Annotated in this window: 14 protein-coding genes; 9 read left to right on the plus strand and 5 right to left on the minus strand. The window is 42.9% G+C overall.

The annotated features are described in order from the left end of the window. Positions 1-46 precede the first annotated feature (46 nt). From asnC to AAEZ00_RS03415, 4 genes are all read right to left on the minus strand, one after another. Complete coding sequence (asnC, locus tag AAEZ00_RS03400; protein WP_101032928.1) at positions 47-508, minus strand: transcriptional regulator AsnC; 462 nt, start codon at positions 506-508, stop codon at positions 47-49. Between the two features lie 100 nt (positions 509-608). After that, a complete protein-coding gene (rluA, locus tag AAEZ00_RS03405) occupies positions 609-1286 on the minus strand; it encodes a bifunctional tRNA pseudouridine(32) synthase/23S rRNA pseudouridine(746) synthase RluA (RefSeq protein ID WP_101032927.1) in 678 nt (225 codons plus the stop codon). 97 nt (positions 1287-1383) lie between these two features. Next, positions 1384-1674 carry a hypothetical protein gene (locus tag AAEZ00_RS03410; protein ID WP_124014268.1) on the minus strand — a complete coding sequence of 97 codons (291 nt, stop codon included), beginning with the start codon at positions 1672-1674 and terminating at the stop codon, positions 1384-1386. Between the two features lie 32 nt (positions 1675-1706). Continuing rightward, positions 1707-2126, minus strand: a complete 420-nt coding sequence (locus AAEZ00_RS03415; protein ID WP_101032925.1) for a hypothetical protein — start codon at positions 2124-2126, stop codon at positions 1707-1709. 756 nt (positions 2127-2882) lie between these two features. On the opposite strand from AAEZ00_RS03415, the gene AAEZ00_RS03420 reads away from it, so the two are divergent. Continuing rightward, on the plus strand, positions 2883-3872 hold the full coding sequence (locus tag AAEZ00_RS03420; protein ID WP_101032924.1) for a 2-hydroxyacid dehydrogenase: 990 nt from the start codon (positions 2883-2885) through the stop codon (positions 3870-3872). A 99-nt stretch (positions 3873-3971) separates the two neighbouring features. Further along, a complete protein-coding gene (locus AAEZ00_RS03425) occupies positions 3972-4709 on the plus strand; it encodes a dienelactone hydrolase family protein (RefSeq protein ID WP_101032923.1) in 738 nt (245 codons plus the stop codon). A 491-nt stretch (positions 4710-5200) separates the two neighbouring features. Here AAEZ00_RS03425 and AAEZ00_RS03430 read toward each other — a convergent pair whose 3' ends face one another. Further along, positions 5201-5764: a mechanosensitive ion channel family protein gene (locus AAEZ00_RS03430; RefSeq protein ID WP_101032922.1), complete on the minus strand. Its 564-nt coding sequence runs from the start codon at positions 5762-5764 to the stop codon at positions 5201-5203. Positions 5765-6179: 415 nt separating this feature from the next. Here AAEZ00_RS03430 and AAEZ00_RS03435 point away from each other — a divergent pair, with 415 nt between their 5' ends. From AAEZ00_RS03435 to AAEZ00_RS03465, 7 genes are all read left to right on the plus strand, one after another. Then, on the plus strand, positions 6180-6923 hold the full coding sequence (locus tag AAEZ00_RS03435) for a spermidine synthase (RefSeq protein WP_124014134.1): 744 nt from the start codon (positions 6180-6182) through the stop codon (positions 6921-6923). A gap of 285 nt (positions 6924-7208) precedes the next feature. After that, positions 7209-7778 carry an alkyl hydroperoxide reductase subunit C gene (gene ahpC, locus AAEZ00_RS03440; protein ID WP_101032920.1) on the plus strand — a complete coding sequence of 190 codons (570 nt, stop codon included), beginning with the start codon at positions 7209-7211 and terminating at the stop codon, positions 7776-7778. Positions 7779-7889: 111 nt separating this feature from the next. Further along, the gene (gene ahpF / locus AAEZ00_RS03445; RefSeq protein ID WP_124014135.1) at positions 7890-9455 is read left to right on the plus strand and encodes an alkyl hydroperoxide reductase subunit F; all 1566 of its coding nucleotides are present in this window, start codon (positions 7890-7892) and stop codon (positions 9453-9455) included. A 943-nt stretch (positions 9456-10398) separates the two neighbouring features. Continuing rightward, complete coding sequence (locus AAEZ00_RS03450; protein ID WP_351075621.1) at positions 10399-14133, plus strand: ATP-binding protein; 3735 nt, start codon at positions 10399-10401, stop codon at positions 14131-14133. Next, a complete protein-coding gene (locus AAEZ00_RS03455; protein WP_351075618.1) occupies positions 14133-14786 on the plus strand; it encodes a condensin complex protein MksE in 654 nt (217 codons plus the stop codon). Before AAEZ00_RS03450 ends, AAEZ00_RS03455 begins: the two co-directional genes overlap by 1 nt. Beyond that, on the plus strand, positions 14783-16003 hold the full coding sequence (locus AAEZ00_RS03460) for a phosphoenolpyruvate carboxylase (RefSeq protein WP_351075615.1): 1221 nt from the start codon (positions 14783-14785) through the stop codon (positions 16001-16003). The genes AAEZ00_RS03455 and AAEZ00_RS03460 overlap by 4 nt, the downstream gene beginning before the upstream one ends. Positions 16004-16023: 20 nt before the next feature. Then, positions 16024-17010 (plus strand): DUF7281 domain-containing protein, encoded by a 987-nt coding sequence (locus AAEZ00_RS03465; RefSeq protein ID WP_351075612.1) that lies wholly within the window; start codon positions 16024-16026, stop codon positions 17008-17010. Positions 17011-17267: the final 257 nt, after the last annotated feature.

Raw genomic sequence — 17267 nt, forward strand, 5'->3', positions numbered from 1 at the left:
TATTGGAGGGGGTGTGGTGCTGGAGGACAGTAAAGCCCTCCATAGTCTATGGCTTTACTGATCTTACGATGGGATTTTGTAAGCTAATAAGTGTTTCGGTTGACTGGATTTCATCAATAGATTGAATACGATTAATCAATACATGCTGCAATCCATCGATAGATTGGCACATTACCTTTACAAATACCGAGTAATTTCCGGTGGTGTAATAGGCTTCCACTACTTCTTCTAATTCATTTAGCTTGGCAATCGCAGCTGGATAATCGCCAGCACTCTTTAAATTGATGCCGATAAAGCAGCAAACATCATAACCGAGTGCCTTTGGATTGACGGTGATTTGTGCGCCAGTAATAATGCCAGCTTGTTTCATTTTTTCAACGCGAACATGAATCGTTCCTGCACTGACATTAAAACGTTTTGCCAGTTCCGCAAAAGGTGTTCTGGCGTCTTGCATAAGTGCGGTAAGAATCCGATTGTCTAATTCGTCACGTTGAAATGAGCTATCCACGGTATTAAGCCTTACAAACCATTAATTGGCCATAAATTTACGACTTTCAATGCACAATAGCTACTAAAATTCGCATGGGTATTAACAATGTTTAATTTTACTATTGATCTGCCGTAGGGGCCATGAACGTGACGGCGGATTCAAAATGCATTGCTTGTTGTGAGTAAGGGTGAGTGATTGATAATGCTGCCGCATGCAGAAGTAGTCGAGGTGATAATCTTTTTGCTAAAGGATCGGCATAAAATCCATCACCAAGGATCGGGTGGCCTAATGCCATCATGTGGACGCGAAGTTGATGTGAACGTCCAGTAATAGGAGTGAGTTTCACGAGTGTTGATTTAGCGCCATAGCTTACGACTTCAACTAACGTCACAGAAGCCTTACCAATAGTATGGTCAACTTTTTGTTTGGGTCTATTGGGCCAATCGCAAATCAGAGGCAGATTGACTTGAGTAATATTAGGCTTCATATGGCCAGCAACGCGAGCAAAATAGGTTTTGGCAGTTTCTCTATCCCGAAATTGACGTTTTAATTCACGCTCAGCATTGCGCCGAAGTGCGACGACAATGACCCCTGAGGTTGCCATGTCTAACCTGTGCACAATGTGGGCATTAGGATGTTGTGCTAAAACACGAGAATAAATACTGTCATGGTAAATGGCTTCCCTTCCTGGAACCGATAGCAGTCCTGAGGGCTTATTTGCGACAAGAATATCTTTGTCTTGATATACAATATCTAGCCATGGAGTGGTTGGAGGGTTGTAAATGAAATCGTCCATAGTTGTTCTCGTGATTCAATTCGCGGCAGAGAGACCGTTAGGGCTTATGATGTGTAAGCATTGAATTATATACTACTGAAAAGGCGAAAGCGTCGATTTAAGAGAATGCATGGCCGTTGACGTGCATGATGGTGAATGTCCACACTACGAACGCGAGCGGAATATGCACCAATGCATAAAAACATTGATCAAGACGACTCATGCCTTTTGCTAGCCAAATTAAATGCAGGTGCGCGCCTATGACTGCGGGAAATAGCACCAGCAGTGGATAGAGTGAAAACGGACTAGCATCGACAAAAATGGCGTGACTAGTCAGTGCCCAAACCACCATAAAAGCGGTAGTCATTGGCGGCATTGCAACGCGATATTGATCTGGGTAAGGGAACATCCCATGTCCTTAAAGTCATCTATTGTGGCAAGTTAGCCTTTTATTTCTTTTTTGCTCTGAATCACTTTCCGATGCACTATCGAGTAGTGGCGTAATCCAGCCGGTCCATGGGATACAATAACAGATAATAGAATAATAAAGATGACTAATTCCGATTTACATTCGCTTAGTTGAATAAACAATCCTAACAGTATAACTTTTAGTAAGGTTAACACTCCTTTGAGTTGAATTAGCCACCGCCAATCTCTAATGATCTCCCAACTCACTAATAATACGCCAGATGTGATTGCGATAAGCCAATAATTAAACCACAGAGATAGTTCAAGATTGAAGATCATGCCACCACCACTGCCCACGACCCCAATAATATGTAAAGCCCTGAGTGAGGTTTTACTTATTCGTTCAATCCAAAATCGAAGGCTTGATACAGGCAAATCTTTTTTATGATTCATAGTTTCGCTAGAGTATTAACATTACGCTAACATTAACAATTTCAATGCATAAAAACAGTGATATGAGCAGCAGTTCTTTCCAATATCAGTGTCATTACTCATTTTATTCAGTCTTGATAGCATTAACTCTCCGCAGAGGATGGCTTTTGTGGTGTGTTCTTGCCAACGGCATACCTCTTTAGATCGGCGCTAGTTTAATCATTGCAAATAGAGTGAACTGAGAATAGGTTGATGAACCAATGGTCCACATCCGTGCTGGCTTTTTTAGTGTCCGGTTGTGTCATGGGGATAGCCAATGCGGCGCCAGAAAACGGGGGCTGAGTTTTATCCTAAATGGCTGACATGATGTGAGCTGTTTGTGGCGCGAATCGGTTAGTTGGTAATGCCATTTATGATATTGCGATCTTTGGACGTATTGCAGGTGAACAAGCGGTTATGTTTGCTAAAGAGCATTAAGTATCATCCGTTACCTCCAGTCGGAAAAAGCGTTGCGGTTAGATATTGCAATGACAGACGCGATCCAATCCAATCGATAGGCTTTTTCATTGGCGTTAATCACGCAAACAATATCGCCGCGTTATTATTGTCGGTGCTATCCATAAGGGGTAATGTGGATCACAATTTCATCTTTATCCACTGTGATATTGACGACAATAACCGTTAATTCACATACAATTAACCCCTGTTTTGAGCGCGACTATTGCGGTAAATTGTTATAAACGATCGCGGTAGCGCCATTAACGCATTTGGAACCTTATGAGAATTGGATTTTTTAGCGCAAAGCCTTATGACATTCGTCACTTTAATAGTATTAACGACACCTTTAATCTTGATATTGAATACTTTGATTATCGACTTTGCATGCAAAACGTAAAATTAGCCGAAGGCTATGAAGTCGTGTGCGCATTCGTCAACGACTCCTTATGCGAAGAGGTATTAGTTGAGCTTGCAAAAGGGGGTACAAAAATAATCGCCATGCGTTGTGCGGGGTTTAATAATGTCGACTTAGTGGCAGCAGAGCGCTTAGGGATGAAAGTGGTCAATGTGCCTGCTTATTCACCTGAATCAGTCGCTGAGCATTCAGTGGCCCTGATGTTGACATTAAACCGTAAAATTCATAAAGCTTATCAACGTACTCGTGACGCTAACTTTGCCTTATCGGGTTTAGTTGGTTTTAATATGTTTGGCAAAACAGTTGGAGTCATAGGCACGGGCAAAATTGGCTTAGCCACCATTAAAATATTATTAGGCTTTGGCTGTAAAGTGATTGCCCATGATCCATACCCTAATCAAGTCATAGTCGACCTTGGTGTTGAATATGTTGATTTAGATACGCTGTACCCACAATGCGACATTATCAGTTTGCATTGCCCGTTAACCAAAGATAACCATCATTTACTTAACAAAGTCAGTTTTAGTCAAATGAAGCCAGGCGTGATGGTGATTAATACCAGTCGAGGCGGCTTATTGGATGCACTTGACGCGATGGAAGCGTTAAAGGATGGCCAGATTGGTTCATTAGGGCTTGATGTATATGAAAATGAAAAAGGCCTGTTTTTCGAAGATAAATCAAATGAAATCATTCAAGATGATATCTTCCGTCGCTTATCTGCTTGTCATAATGTGATCTTTACTGGCCACCAAGCCTTTTTAACGGAAGAAGCTCTCAACGCGATTGCTTCAACAACATTAACCAATGTGACTCAGTTGACGGCTGGGCAAGTTTGTAATAACGAGCTGTTTTAATTTGTTCGAGTTAACTGAAATGGCTGTGAATACATAGGCAATTTTAACATTTAGCAGCCATAATCAGTATTAGGGATAGTGTAAAATAACTGGAATATTATGATTACAACCACTGAAATTCACGATATTAAAACCGCCACAGGCCTAATGCGCACTACGCTTTATCGCCCGGATACTAAAGGCCAATTCGCGACAATTATTTTCTACTCAGAAATATTCCAGCAAACTGCGCCGATAGCCCGTTCTGCCACAATTATGGCTGGGCATGGTTTTGTGGTGCTGGTACCAGAAGTCTTTCATGAGCTCAATCCTATTGGGACGGTACTGGCTTATGATGAAGCCGGAAAAGATAAGGGTAATCAAGATAAGTGGGCTAAACCCTTAGAGCAACATGACAGCGACACCCAAGCACTAGTCGATTTTGCCCGAGCTCAGTCATTTTGCAGTGACAAAGTGGGCGCGATGGGGGTCTGTCTTGGCGGCCATTTGGCTTATCGTACGGCATTAAATCCAGACATCAGTGGCGCTTTTTGTTTGTACCCAACCGATATCCACTCAAACACCTTACCTTGTGCAGTCGGTAATGATTCACTCACCCGTACCGATGACATCAAAGGCGAATTAGTGATGGTCTTTGGTAAACAAGATCCCCATGTCAGTAAAGAAGGCCGTAAGCTTATTTACCAAAAACTTGAACAGGTGAATGCAAACTTTACTTGGCTTGAAGTCAATGCCCAGCATGCTTTTATGCGCGATGAAGGTGAACGTTTTGATGCCGCTTTAGCCTTGCAAATGTACTTACAAGCCGTGGCGTTTTTTCATCGAGTATTAAACTAGTCTTATTGCATGTCTGCGTTGAGCTTAAGTACACATATAGCCAAGCCACTTCAACATGCTCGTTTCAGAGCTCCCGTAGGATAACGGAACAAGGCAGTGATTGAACACAATGGCGTCGCTCTGTTTAAGATCACTATTTCTAGGTGCTAGGTCGCTTCGCTGCTAGATGCTATAAAATCTTATAGCAAGAGCCTAGATCGCTGCGCTGCTAGGACGCTTCGCGGCTAGATGCTATAAAATCTTATAGCAAGAGCCTAGATCGCTGCGCTGCTAGGTCGCTTCGCGGCTAGATCCTATAAAATCTTAGCAGCGAAGCGGTCCCATCCCTGAGCTTGTTATCGCTTGTTATCGCTTGTTATCTCTTGCTATCGTGTCTGAAACAGCCCGTAGGCGCGCTATTCCTAGAACCTTGAATTTTGTCACTTCTCGACATGTTGGATCTAGCATATCGAGGTCGTTTGGGTATAGATCATCAAGTGGCGGCCTCGGGATTACTTAAGCCATTTGGCCCGGTTCGCATTAATCTTTGCTTTGGTTTTGTTGCTTGTTGAAAACGTATTAGCCGTTCGAGGTTCGGGCAATTTAATCACTGCTTTTTGGAGCATTAAGCTATTAGGGTAAGTCATTACATCGCCGACATCGCGTTTGATCAATACGTGAAACAAACTTATTTCGACAATAATGCCACTCATATTTTCTTCTTTATCGACTATTTTTATTCGATCGCCGATACGGTAAGGAAACGCAAAAAAGATCAATACGCCAGCGGTGATATTGCTCAATATCGACCATTGGGCAAATAGGGCCACGCCTAATACTGCAAAGGCCGACGACACAAAGAGCGATACCTCTTGATAACCTAAACCCAGTGACACCGCCATGATCGACAAGGTCACAAAAAATAATAAATACGAAATTAAACGAGAAATGAGCCGACTACGAACTTCGCTGACTTGTTTCTTTTCTGCTTGCAGATGGATCCATTTGTTGAGCTGACGTTGGGCAACAAAGAACACTGCCAAATAAACAATGATCATCAATAAATGATTAAGCATGTCGATTTCCTATCTGGTTATGGTGATTAAAATGGAGTGGCGAAGGCACAATTTCGCCGCCACGTCCTAGTGCGTTCTGGGGTATAATAAGGTTTTAAAGTAGAAAAATCTTGCTGCCATGTATACCCGTTCCACCTGAAAATGCAGGATTCAGCTGGAATTATAAACGCTTTTAGGCAAGGCATTGATTGAAGAGAATAGTTATTCTATTGTCGAAATCAATAACGTAGCATAAAGCGTTTATAAACCAGCCCTTTGGGGAAACCTGAGCAAAACATACTCATCGTTACATTTGTTTTTAAGGGAACAACCCTTAACAAAAAAATGTGCCTTGATTATGATTCGCTCAGGTTTCCTGAAACGAGCATCTTCAAGTGGAACGGGTATATAGGCAAGACTCCTCACAGAGTGAAGTATGTCTGATTATAAAGTATTGCACGTCGACGGTGATAGATTGGGTGATTTTTGTGTACTCGATGATGGTGACTATCGGGTGTTGTCATTTGGTGATAATGATGAACAAAGTAAAATGGATAAGAGTCAACCTCATGTACCGCAACATACTTATGTTCAGGCCATGTTGGCTGTGCTGTTATTCTCACAACCCAAAAGTGTGATTATTTTAGGTCTAGGGGGTGGGGCATTAGTGCATTCACTCAGGCATTTTGATGCGGCGATTAAAATTACCGCGGTTGAATTGCGCCAACAAGTGATTGAAGTCGCTAAGCGTTTTTTTCAGCTGCCATTGAGTAAAAAACTCACTGTCGTGCATCAAGATGCTTATGTGTTTTTAGCCCAAGCAGATCACAAAAAAGTCGATGTGATTTTTGCCGATATCTACAGTGACAAAGGTGTCGATAAGCAACAACTGACCAGCCAATTTATTGAGCAAACAAAATCGCTACTTAAAACCGATGGTTTTTTAGTGTTAAATTGTTGGAAAGAGCACAGCCGAGATTTACAATTGCGTGACACTCTTCATGAGCATTTTAACCAGGTCTTTGCCTGTTTAACCGGCGGTGGAAATTGGGTGGTGTTTGCCACCAATAAAGCCAATTGTTTTGCTGCCGCCAATAATAAGCAAGAGCTGCAAGCGCTTTCACAAAAGCTCGATATCAATATTAGCCGAGTGCTAACTCGATTCGGCCCCTGGGAATAAGTCTCACCTGAAAATATCATTAATCGACATTATTAACCGACTATCGCCCTATGACGTTAGTCGGTTTTGACGATTAATATATCTCGCCCAAGATATGCTCTCAAAACATATGCTTTCAAAAAAATAGTCTAATGCAAAAAACCGATTAAGGTGATAGTTTTTATTCGTTATACTTAATGATTCTCCATCGCTATTATGGCTACATCAGATGACGAGCACAGTTTGCTTATCATCACCGAAACCATATTGGTATCGGGTTTAATGTAAATCTAAATGGAGCATGACATGACACAATCTATCATCAATAGCACTATCAAACCTTTTAAAGCTACAGCATTTCATAATGGTGCTTTCGTTGACGTTACAGAGCAAGATTTATTAGGCAAGTGGGCGGTAGTGTTTTTCTACCCAGCTGACTTCACATTCGTTTGTCCAACTGAATTAGGCGACATGGCTGATCATTATGAGCAGCTACAAGCTATGGGCGTTGAAGTGTATTCAGTATCAACTGACACCCATTTTACTCACAAAGCTTGGCATTCAAGTTCAGACACCATTGGCAAAATTACTTATCCAATGATCGGTGACCCAACAGGCGCTATCACTCGTAACTTCGGTGTAATGATTGAAGACGATGGTTTAGCACTACGTGGTACTTTTGTCATCAACCCAGAAGGCGAAGTGAAAGTAGCTGAAATTCATGACCTAGGTATTGGCCGTAGCGCTGCAGAACTGCTTCGTAAAATTCAAGCCGCACAGTATGTTGCTACTCATGATGGCGAAGTATGTCCAGCTAAATGGCAGCCAGGCGAAGCAACATTAGCTCCTTCAATTGATCTTGTCGGTAAAATCTAACTGCTCAGTTCACCCTTAGGTTAGTAATATCATCTCCAGCTAGTCGGTGTTCCCCCGGCACTGACTAGCACTTTTTAATTCATCGATTATTGCCCATTTTTAGGAGTTGTTATGTTAGATGCGAATGTAAAAAGTCAACTGAAAACCTATCTGCAAAACCTCAAGCGCCCAGTTGAACTTGTCGTATCTGCAGATGACTCAAACAAAGCACAAGAATTAACCAGCTTAGCCCAAGATATTGTTGACTCAGCGGATTTAGTCTCAGTCACTTATCAGCAAGGTAAGCGTACACCGAGCATGAGCGTGATCAACCCGCAAGCTGCAACCAATATTACCTTTGCAGGATTGCCAATGGGCCATGAATTTACTTCATTGGTGCTAGCGTTATTACACAGCGGCGGACATCCTATTAAGTTGGATGCGGAGATCATTGAACAAATCCGTATGCTACCTGGTGAATATCATTTTGAAACCTATGTTTCGTTAAGTTGCCAAACTTGTCCTGAAGTGATCCAAGCACTCAATATGATGGCAGCAATTAACCCCAATATTACTAACGTGATGATTGACGGAGCGCTTTTCCAACAGGAAGTGAGCGATCGCAATATCATGTCGGTTCCATCAGTATTTTTAAACGGCGAAGCCTTCTCTGTCGGCGCGATTAGCATCGTTGAAGTACTAAACAAGTTAGATAAAAATGCCGCAGGCAGACAAGCAGAGCAACTTAATCAAAAATCAGTCTTTGACATGTTAGTCGTAGGCGGTGGCCCTGCTGGTGCAGCAGCGGCAATTTACTCTGCTCGTAAAGGCTTAAATACCGGCATAGTTGCTGATAAATTTGGTGGTCAAGTCGCCGAAACCGTCGGTATTGAAAACTTTATTTCAGTGTCTAAAACCGAAGGCCCTAAACTGGTGGCTAACCTTGAAGCCCATGTTAAGGATTATGATGTCGACATTATGCAAAACCAACGCGCGCTGAGTTTAGCGCAAAACGGTTTGTTTGATGTAACCCTAGAAAGTGGCGCAATCCTAAGCAGTAAAACGATAGTATTGGCTACTGGTGCACGTTGGCGAGAAATGAATGTGCCCGGTGAGAAAGAGTACCGTAATAAAGGCGTAGCCTATTGCCCACACTGTGATGGCCCGTTATATAAAGGTAAGCGTGTTGCGGTGATTGGCGGTGGTAACTCAGGTATTGAAGCGGCTATCGACCTTGCAAACATTGTTGAACACGTTACCGTGCTTGAGTTTGACAGTAAGTTACGTGCCGATGACGTACTGCAGCGTAAAGCCAAATCAATGGGTAATATCAGCATTATTACTCAGGCCATGACCACAGAAGTCAAAGGTGATGGCACTCGCGTAACCAGTTTGATTTACACAGATCGCACTACAGGTGAAAGCAATCAAGTCACATTAGCAGGTATCTTTGTCCAAATTGGCTTAGTACCTAACACCGAGTGGTTAAAAGGGGTGGTTGAAATGACTCCTCGTGGTGAAATCATTGTTGATGGCCGTGGTCAAACATCTATCCCTGGTGTATTTGCCGCAGGTGATGTGACGGATACCCCTTATAAGCAAATTATTATCGCTATGGGAAGTGGTGCATCAGCATCTCTAGGTGCATTTGATTACCTTATCAGACATTCTGAAGAAGTAGAGGTTAAAGCCGCATAGGGTTTTGTTGATTGAGTAATATGAGGTCTTTGTTATCTCAGCCAATAAAAAATAGCCCACATTTACGGGCTATTTTTTTCATGTTTATAGGCCTCAAACGCCGTGATTGAAATCGTTCGAGCCGGTGAACATCGATAAGATTTTGCCGTCGTTGTGATCAAGTACCTGGATTAGCCTTTAAAACCGCAGACGCGACCAAGGCCATTCGTGACGTAATACAAAAGCCAAAAGTCGCGGCTTAATTATCGGTTAGCACCATATATGCGGCCATTAATACATAATCAGAAAATGAGCGCTATGCTCAAGATCCCGGCGCAGTGCTATGCTTTATCCAGCCTAAGATTGACAGTAGTAGTACTATTACTACTATTATTACTAATACTCAATATAACTTCTGCCACAAAGTAGCGTTTTTGGTTGCTGCACATGTTACCAATAACTTGGTATTTTTGGCCGAAGTATAGGGCGGCAAGGACTTGATGGTTGCTAATGAGCAGAGCCATGCAAGCTCACAATTTACAAGCTTATAAATAATCTTGTATAAGCGCTAATATCTAACGGCTAATATCAAACTTCAAACTTCAAACTTCAAATATCGAACATCAAATATCTGGTTTCTAGCGCAGTAGCATAGATAATACCCGGGGAGAAATCTGTGCGTATTTGTGTTTATTCCTTGCCCCAAAAGTCTTCTGCTCAGCGCTGTTGCTGTTACCCTAGAGAATACAGTTATTATCCATCGACAGTTTCTGGCTATTTGCTGAATTGTTAGCCGTCATTTTTGAATTATTTAGCGTATTATAAAGCCAATTTCTGTCGTTGAAAATTGCCTCCAGCCTGCGTTTGTTTTACTTTACGTAAATTGAATAAATAGACGTTATTTTTTTCAGCCCTATTTTGCTTCTTCGTCACTGTAATGTGAGCTGTTTGGAAAAGGATTATCATGCCAAGCTTGATTAGAATCGTGTTAATTAATACCCACCTACCGGGTATTGTCGAGTTATTATTAAATGGTCACACCAATATATGTGGTACCAATGCCTCAGGTAAAACAACCTTACAACGCTTGGTGCCGGTATTTTATGGCGAGTATCCAAGCCGTGTGGTGCCGTCAACGCGTGACAGTTTTGAACGTTGGTATTTACCCCATGACTCAAGCTACATTATCTATGAATATCAAAAAGATGACGGTTTACTTTACCAAGCTGTTTTAGCTTCTGCTGGCGATGGTAAAGGGGTCAATTACCGCTTTATTGCGCGAGGATTTGAACTAGAGCAATACATTAAGTCACGTAATGGCGATACTGTTATTTGTCATACGATGAGGGATCTTGGGCATGAATTAAAACGCGAGGGTATCGCACACTCTAAACAGTTAAATACCCGAGAGTTCCGCGCGATCATTCAAAACGATCGCAGCTTGTTAAATACCGGCAGTAACCGCAATGAGCTGCGGACTTACGCGCGTCAATTTTCGCTGTGTGACGGCGATCATAGCTTGCGTCATATTGAAAAATTAGCCAAAGCCGTGCACTCGAAAGAGGGCAAAATGGAAACGGTTAAATCAATGATCGCCGCCATTTTAGAAGAAGATGGGGTTAACCCACCGACTTCTAGACTGAATCCACAGCGAGTAGAAACGTGGATCCGTGAAAGCCAGCTGGTGCAAGGGTTTGAGCAAATTCGCCCAGAATATGAAAAGCTCGAACAAGAGTTCAACCAGTTATTAAGCGCCGAGTTACGTTTAGCCAGTTTATCCCGCGGTTATCGAAGTGATGAAACCTTAGAAGCTGAGCGTCAAGAAGGCAACCAATCTCATGGCAAAGAATTAAACCTCAAGTTACGTTTATTAGATGAGGAGTGGAAAGATGTTCGTGATGAGTTAAACCAAGAGTTATCGGCAGCAAAAGGCGATGCAGGTAAGTTTGAAGATGAGCTCGATGCGATAGAACAACAACATGGCGCTTTTTTAGATGCCGACATCGAACAAGCCAAAGCTGATTTAGATAATCTGCCTAATTGGCGCAGTGATGTTGAAAACCTTAATGAGCGCCACAAATTACAAACCGAAAAGCACCAAGACATTGAAGCCGCTTTTAATGCGCGTCGTAGCAAAATAGCTGAACAATTGCATCGTGAACTTGAAGTGTTACATCTTGAACAAGACACTCAACGTGAAGCGCGAGATAAGCAGCGCGAGCTTGCTAATGACGATCTTGCTAAGTTAGAACTGCAATGGCGTGAGCAAACCGATACGGGTAAAGCTAAGTTTAGCGAACAAGAATATCAACTCAAATTAACGGCAGCAGAGTTGAAACATCAAGTGGCTGGGGTTACCTACACTGAAGATGAAAAAATGCGCTTAGGGACTTTCGATGAACGCATTAGTTTAGCCGATGAAGAGCAGGAAACCTGTAACCAAAAAGTCGACCGCTTAACCACAGAAGAACGTAAACAACGGGCCAAACGCGACCAAGCCAATGAAGCGCTGCGCATCTCCAGTATTCGCGTCAGTGATAGAGAAAATGCCAAAGAAGAACTACACCAGATACTGTTCCCGCAGTCGCATACCTTGTTGGAGTTTTTGCGCAAAGAAGCCCAAGGTTGGGAACACACCTTTGGTAAAGTTATCGCGCCAGAGCTGTTACATCGTAGTGACCTACACCCCAGCTTAACCAAAGACAGCAGTGAAGCGCTATTTGGGGTCAATCTCGATCTTAAAGCCATTGATGTGCCAGAGTATGCTGCCACAGAGCAAGACTTACGTATTCGCCTAGCCAAAGCTGAAGAAGCACTGCAAAGTGCAAAAGAAATGCATGCCGAAGCGGAAGATCAACTGGTTGCCATGAATGCGGCACTTGATAGCATCACTCGCGAGCTCACCTTTGCCCGCACGGCCTACAAAAATAGCCGTGAAGACTTACGCCGCCTGTTTGATGAAAAACGCAACGAACAACAAAAAATCAATCAAGCTGTTGCAGATCGTAAAATCGATTCGAACAAAAGATTAGTGCAACTTGATAACGAACTCAAGCTACTTAGCAATCAACATCTTGGTTGGTTAAGCGAGCAAAAAGAGCAGGCGCTTGAAGCGCGAATGGAAAAAAATGCTTATTGGCAAGAGGTTATCGGCGCCATTGATAATCAATTAGGGCAAATTAAAGCCAATATTGAACAACGCCGTGCGAATGCTAAAACCGAACAAAAAGCCGGTGAAACCTGGTATAAAAATGAGCTTAAGTCTCGTGGTGTTGATGAAGGCACCATTTTGGCGTTGAAAAAACAAATTCGCGATCTTGAAGCCAATATTAGTCACGCCGAACAGCGTCGCAGTGATGTACTGCGTTTTGATGATTGGTATCAACATACCTGGCTAGTTCGAAAGCCTAAAGTGCAAACTCAATTAGCCGATGTTAAGCGAGCAACGCTGGAATTTGAGCAACTGCTAAAAGCGAAAACGACTGAAATCAAACACCGTCGTGACAGCTTAGAAACCGAACGTAAAGCCTGTGATGCCGCCCAAGTTGAGGCGTCTGAAAATCTCACCAAGCTGCGCGCCGTAATGCGCAAGTTAGCTGAGCTCAAATTACCCGCCAATAATGATGACGCTACTGGCAGTATTGGTGAACGTTTACGCCAAGGCGAGGATTTATTGCTAAAACGTGATTACTTAATGGGCTCTGTGAAACAGTATGTTGAGCACTTTGACTCGGTCATTGCCAGTAAATCAGGCTCAAGTTTAGCGGAGTTTTGGGAACGTGCCCGCGATGAGTCTAGTTTTGTCAACGACAAAGGTATTCGCCTGCTCGACTACCGTAAGTTGGTACCCCAACTAGAGCAATTATTGAATGTAATGGTGCCGCAATCGTTAATGGCCATTCGTGAACAAGGGCGTATTTTTGGTATCGACTTAAGCGCGTTTTATGATGTATTAACGGATATCGATCGCCGCATTGCCAGTCAAAGTGCGCGTATTACCCGTGAAGTAGGTGAAGAATTGTTCCTTGATGGGATCTCTGAATCGGCGGTACGCATTCGCTCACGTATTAGTGAACTTGAGTTTTGGCCTGAACTTGAAGTGTTTGTTAAAGCCTTTAAAGCGTGGAAAGCAGATGGTTTTAGCCAACTACCAGACGAGCACTACACTAACTCAATGCGCCGTGCGTTAGAGATTATTGGCCGCGCAGCGTTAACCGGTGGCATTGCTAAACTGTTAGAAATTGAGTTGCGTTTAAAAGAAGGTAACAGCGACTTAATTATTCGCACCGATCGCCAATTAAACGAGTCGTCTAGCCACGGTATGGCATACTTGATTTTATGTAAATTCTTATTGGCGTTTACTCGTTTATTGCGTGGCAAAGCCAATGTGACCATTCATTGGCCAATCGATGAGTTAGGGACTTTGCATCACACCAACGTGAAAAAAATATTCGATGCCTGTGAAAACAATAACATCAGTGTATTGGGTGCGTTCCCTAACCCAGAGTCTGAAGTGCTAAACCTGTTTACCAACCGTTACATCATTAATAAACAAACTAAAAAACTGCAAGTAGTTAAACCCAAAGCCAACCCATTAGCCGCGCGTTTGTCGCAGCGTAGCGCGAATGCTGACAGAACTCGCATTGAAATGAACAGTACTGACACCAATAGTGCCGACACTGCCAAGGAGCACATCTAATGTCTGACTCGACTGAAACCGCCTTAGTAGGGACGGGTGCGTTAATAGAACAATTATTACGAGGTGAATTTATTTGCCGAGTAACCAATGAAGATGGTTGGCGTGCGCTTAAAAACAACAGTACTCGTGACCGAGTGGAAACCTATCTCAACCAAATTAATCGTACCATTGGCAGTGCTGGCGAAGGTGAGGTATTTTTTTGCGGCTATTTGCAGTTAGGCGAGACTGAACGCAAAGTTATTTCATCGCAATTTAAAGACATTTGCGCAGGACTTATTCCCTTAGTGGAATGGCTAGTATTAGTGCAAGAAGCCAGCGGCCAAGATGCACCGCTGAGCGAAGGTGTACCTATTCGCTTAACCGATTTACAAGCGCGTATTGAAGACACTCCGGCCTTGGGAGAGCAACTCACTAAGCTGAGCCATTACCGATTATTTGGCTCAATAAGCACTAACGTTGATGGTCAAATTAAATTGGTGTTTAAACGGTTAGTGGAGCTAGGTTATTTAACCAAACCCAATAGTGAAAAGCAGATTTATATTGCCACTGGCAAGTTAGATTATTTATACGAAGTGATCCGCTTTATTGATGAAACCGAAGGCTTAAGTCTTGAAGCACAGGCCGAAACCTCGACCCAAAGGGAGTTAATATGAGCAGCAACTTACACCAAGCTGGGGTAAAGCTGCTCAAACAACTCGGGCGGCATGCCGATGTCATCATGGATGCATATTTAGCGGGATCGATTAACGATAGCGCTCATGATGCTGGCGTTATCGATAAACTGAAAAAAAGTGGCATTTTATGGCGCCCAGAACCCGATCAAGAGCTACGGTTAACGCGTTCGGTGCGGGCATTATTAGAAGAAGCCTTAAGCGATGAACGTAATCGGCAGATTGATGCCAACGTAGGCTCAGCACTGGCGACAATAAAAACCTTAGCCGATCATTACAAAGAAGCCCGTTTCAATGTCGATTTCAGTGCTGCTGAAGCCTATTTAGCTGATTTAAATGAACATGTTTACAGTTTTACCGACAGCTTACGTTATTCTATCCGAGTGTTATATCGCCGGATCAACAATGAATTTGGCTATGTGGGCACCATAAACGCAAAAATTCGTGAAAATGAATTAGCCCAAAGCCAAGTTTCTGAGTTGCTAAACGGCTTAGAGATGTTCCAATTTACAGAGCTAGGCGAGATTGCTGGCGATATTCGCGAACTGCGCCGCTTACTGATGATCAGTTTGCAAGAAACCTTAAGCCAATGCACCCAAGAACTGAGTATTGTCCAAGCGAGATTGTATGAATTATTGGGTCGATTTAGGCAAATACAAGGGCGCACACTATTACTAAAAGGCTGGTTACTACACACCAGCATGCATCCTGATTACCAACCCGAAAACCATGTGGTTCATAAAGCTGTTCCGGTTTTATTTAATTGTGCTGAAGCGCTCATAGCCCCTGCTAGTGTTGATGTTGCTAATCCACATCATGAACTTGAAATGATGAGTTTGGTGGCACAAGTTAAAGCCATTCGCCGTGACGCCTTGCCCGCCGAGCTGCGTGAACACAATGTTACCTTTGAGATGGGCGACAGTGAGGATTTTGATATCCCAGAAAACCCACTTAAAATTGCCGTAGATGAATATTTCTGTGAAGTGATTGATTCAGGATTACGTCAATCAGCCTTAAGTTATTTGACTGAAAAACAACTCGAATGGGACGCCGAAAGCTGGCTGTATCAAGTTATTGGTGGTTATGACGGTTTAGCTGAAGAGCATAAAAATTATTTTGAGCTCGAACCCATAGGTAATCCCGATCCTGTCTATAACGGTAACTTCATTATTCATGATGTTGAACTTTGGCTAGCATAACTAAAAGTCAGTTACACATAATGGCCCGCGCTGCAAAGCAACGTTTGCCGCGTGTGCCTTTCAATGCTAGTTGGAAGACGTTATATCATCTGTGGCAAATAGGTGAGCCAGATGGCGCTGAAAAACACCTGTATTTAACCTCTAGCGATTATATTTTACTGCGTGAAATGGCTCAAATTGATTCGGGCTTAGATATTCTCTCGCTTGATTTTGATATGGCCCGCCAGCAGATGTCACACCACAGTGCCAATGAAAAATACGCAAATATCAGCCCAGAAGCCGATTACGTATTAATCAAACTTTCCTCTAGGATTGCTCAAGCCCTAGTGGCTGATCCAGCGGTCGACTTAATGATGATGCATAATTGTTCACTGCGATTAAAAGTCGATAGTGCACTAGCACTTTGCCAGCGACTGAATATCGCTAATCTTATTGTGGTCGAAAACCTCGACAGCTTTGATAACCTGTTTGGCTATTCATTTGCGCCAGATTTACAGACAATCATCGACAATAGTATGGTGTTATATCGTGGTAGCCATCACTATTCTCCCGCAGGGCGAAAGCGCTTTTTACACTTAATTAACCCGACAAAAATACAGGTGATTGCCTTTACCGACTTGGATCCCGCTGGGTTAATGATCGCCAACACCCTAGATCATTGCCAACGTCTCATTGTGCCTCAATTAGCCCTCCGTGCACCGGCGACACTATTGGCGTTGCCGCAAATTAATTCAACGGCAGACTTTCATAAGCAGCATCGCCAGTTAGCTTATCTGACCAAGATATTGGCCGCTAACAACAATGTGGCGCCGATGACACATACTCATCAACCGCCTTTATCACATCAACATTCGCTTGGCTCATTGACCTATGATGATACTGCCAACGCCATAGGTTCATCAGCGGATTGGGACCAGCTAGTAGCTTGGGTTGTGCGTTATCACGTCAGTATTAAGCAACAGCACATGCAAGCAAAAAAGCTCGTATTGTCGTTACTGCACTTTTAGCCGCTATGATCATTGTTGACCATCAGCCATTAAGTACTCACCACTAATTAAGCACCATTGAACTTGTGTTAAGTGGGTTTTTACCACAGTTCAACACTCATCATTCAAGGTTTTATCATAGTCAACATTCTGTTTATTATGGCCTTTGTGGGTGTGTTCAATTAATACAGAGTATAAGTGGTCAGCTTTGTTCTAATGATGATTGAATTATCGGTGTCAATGTCTCAATATCACTGCGCTCGAATAATAAAACACAC

The organism is Shewanella sp. S1-49-MNA-CIBAN-0167 (assembly GCF_040310145.1).
Classification (GTDB): domain Bacteria; phylum Pseudomonadota; class Gammaproteobacteria; order Enterobacterales; family Shewanellaceae; genus Shewanella; species Shewanella psychromarinicola.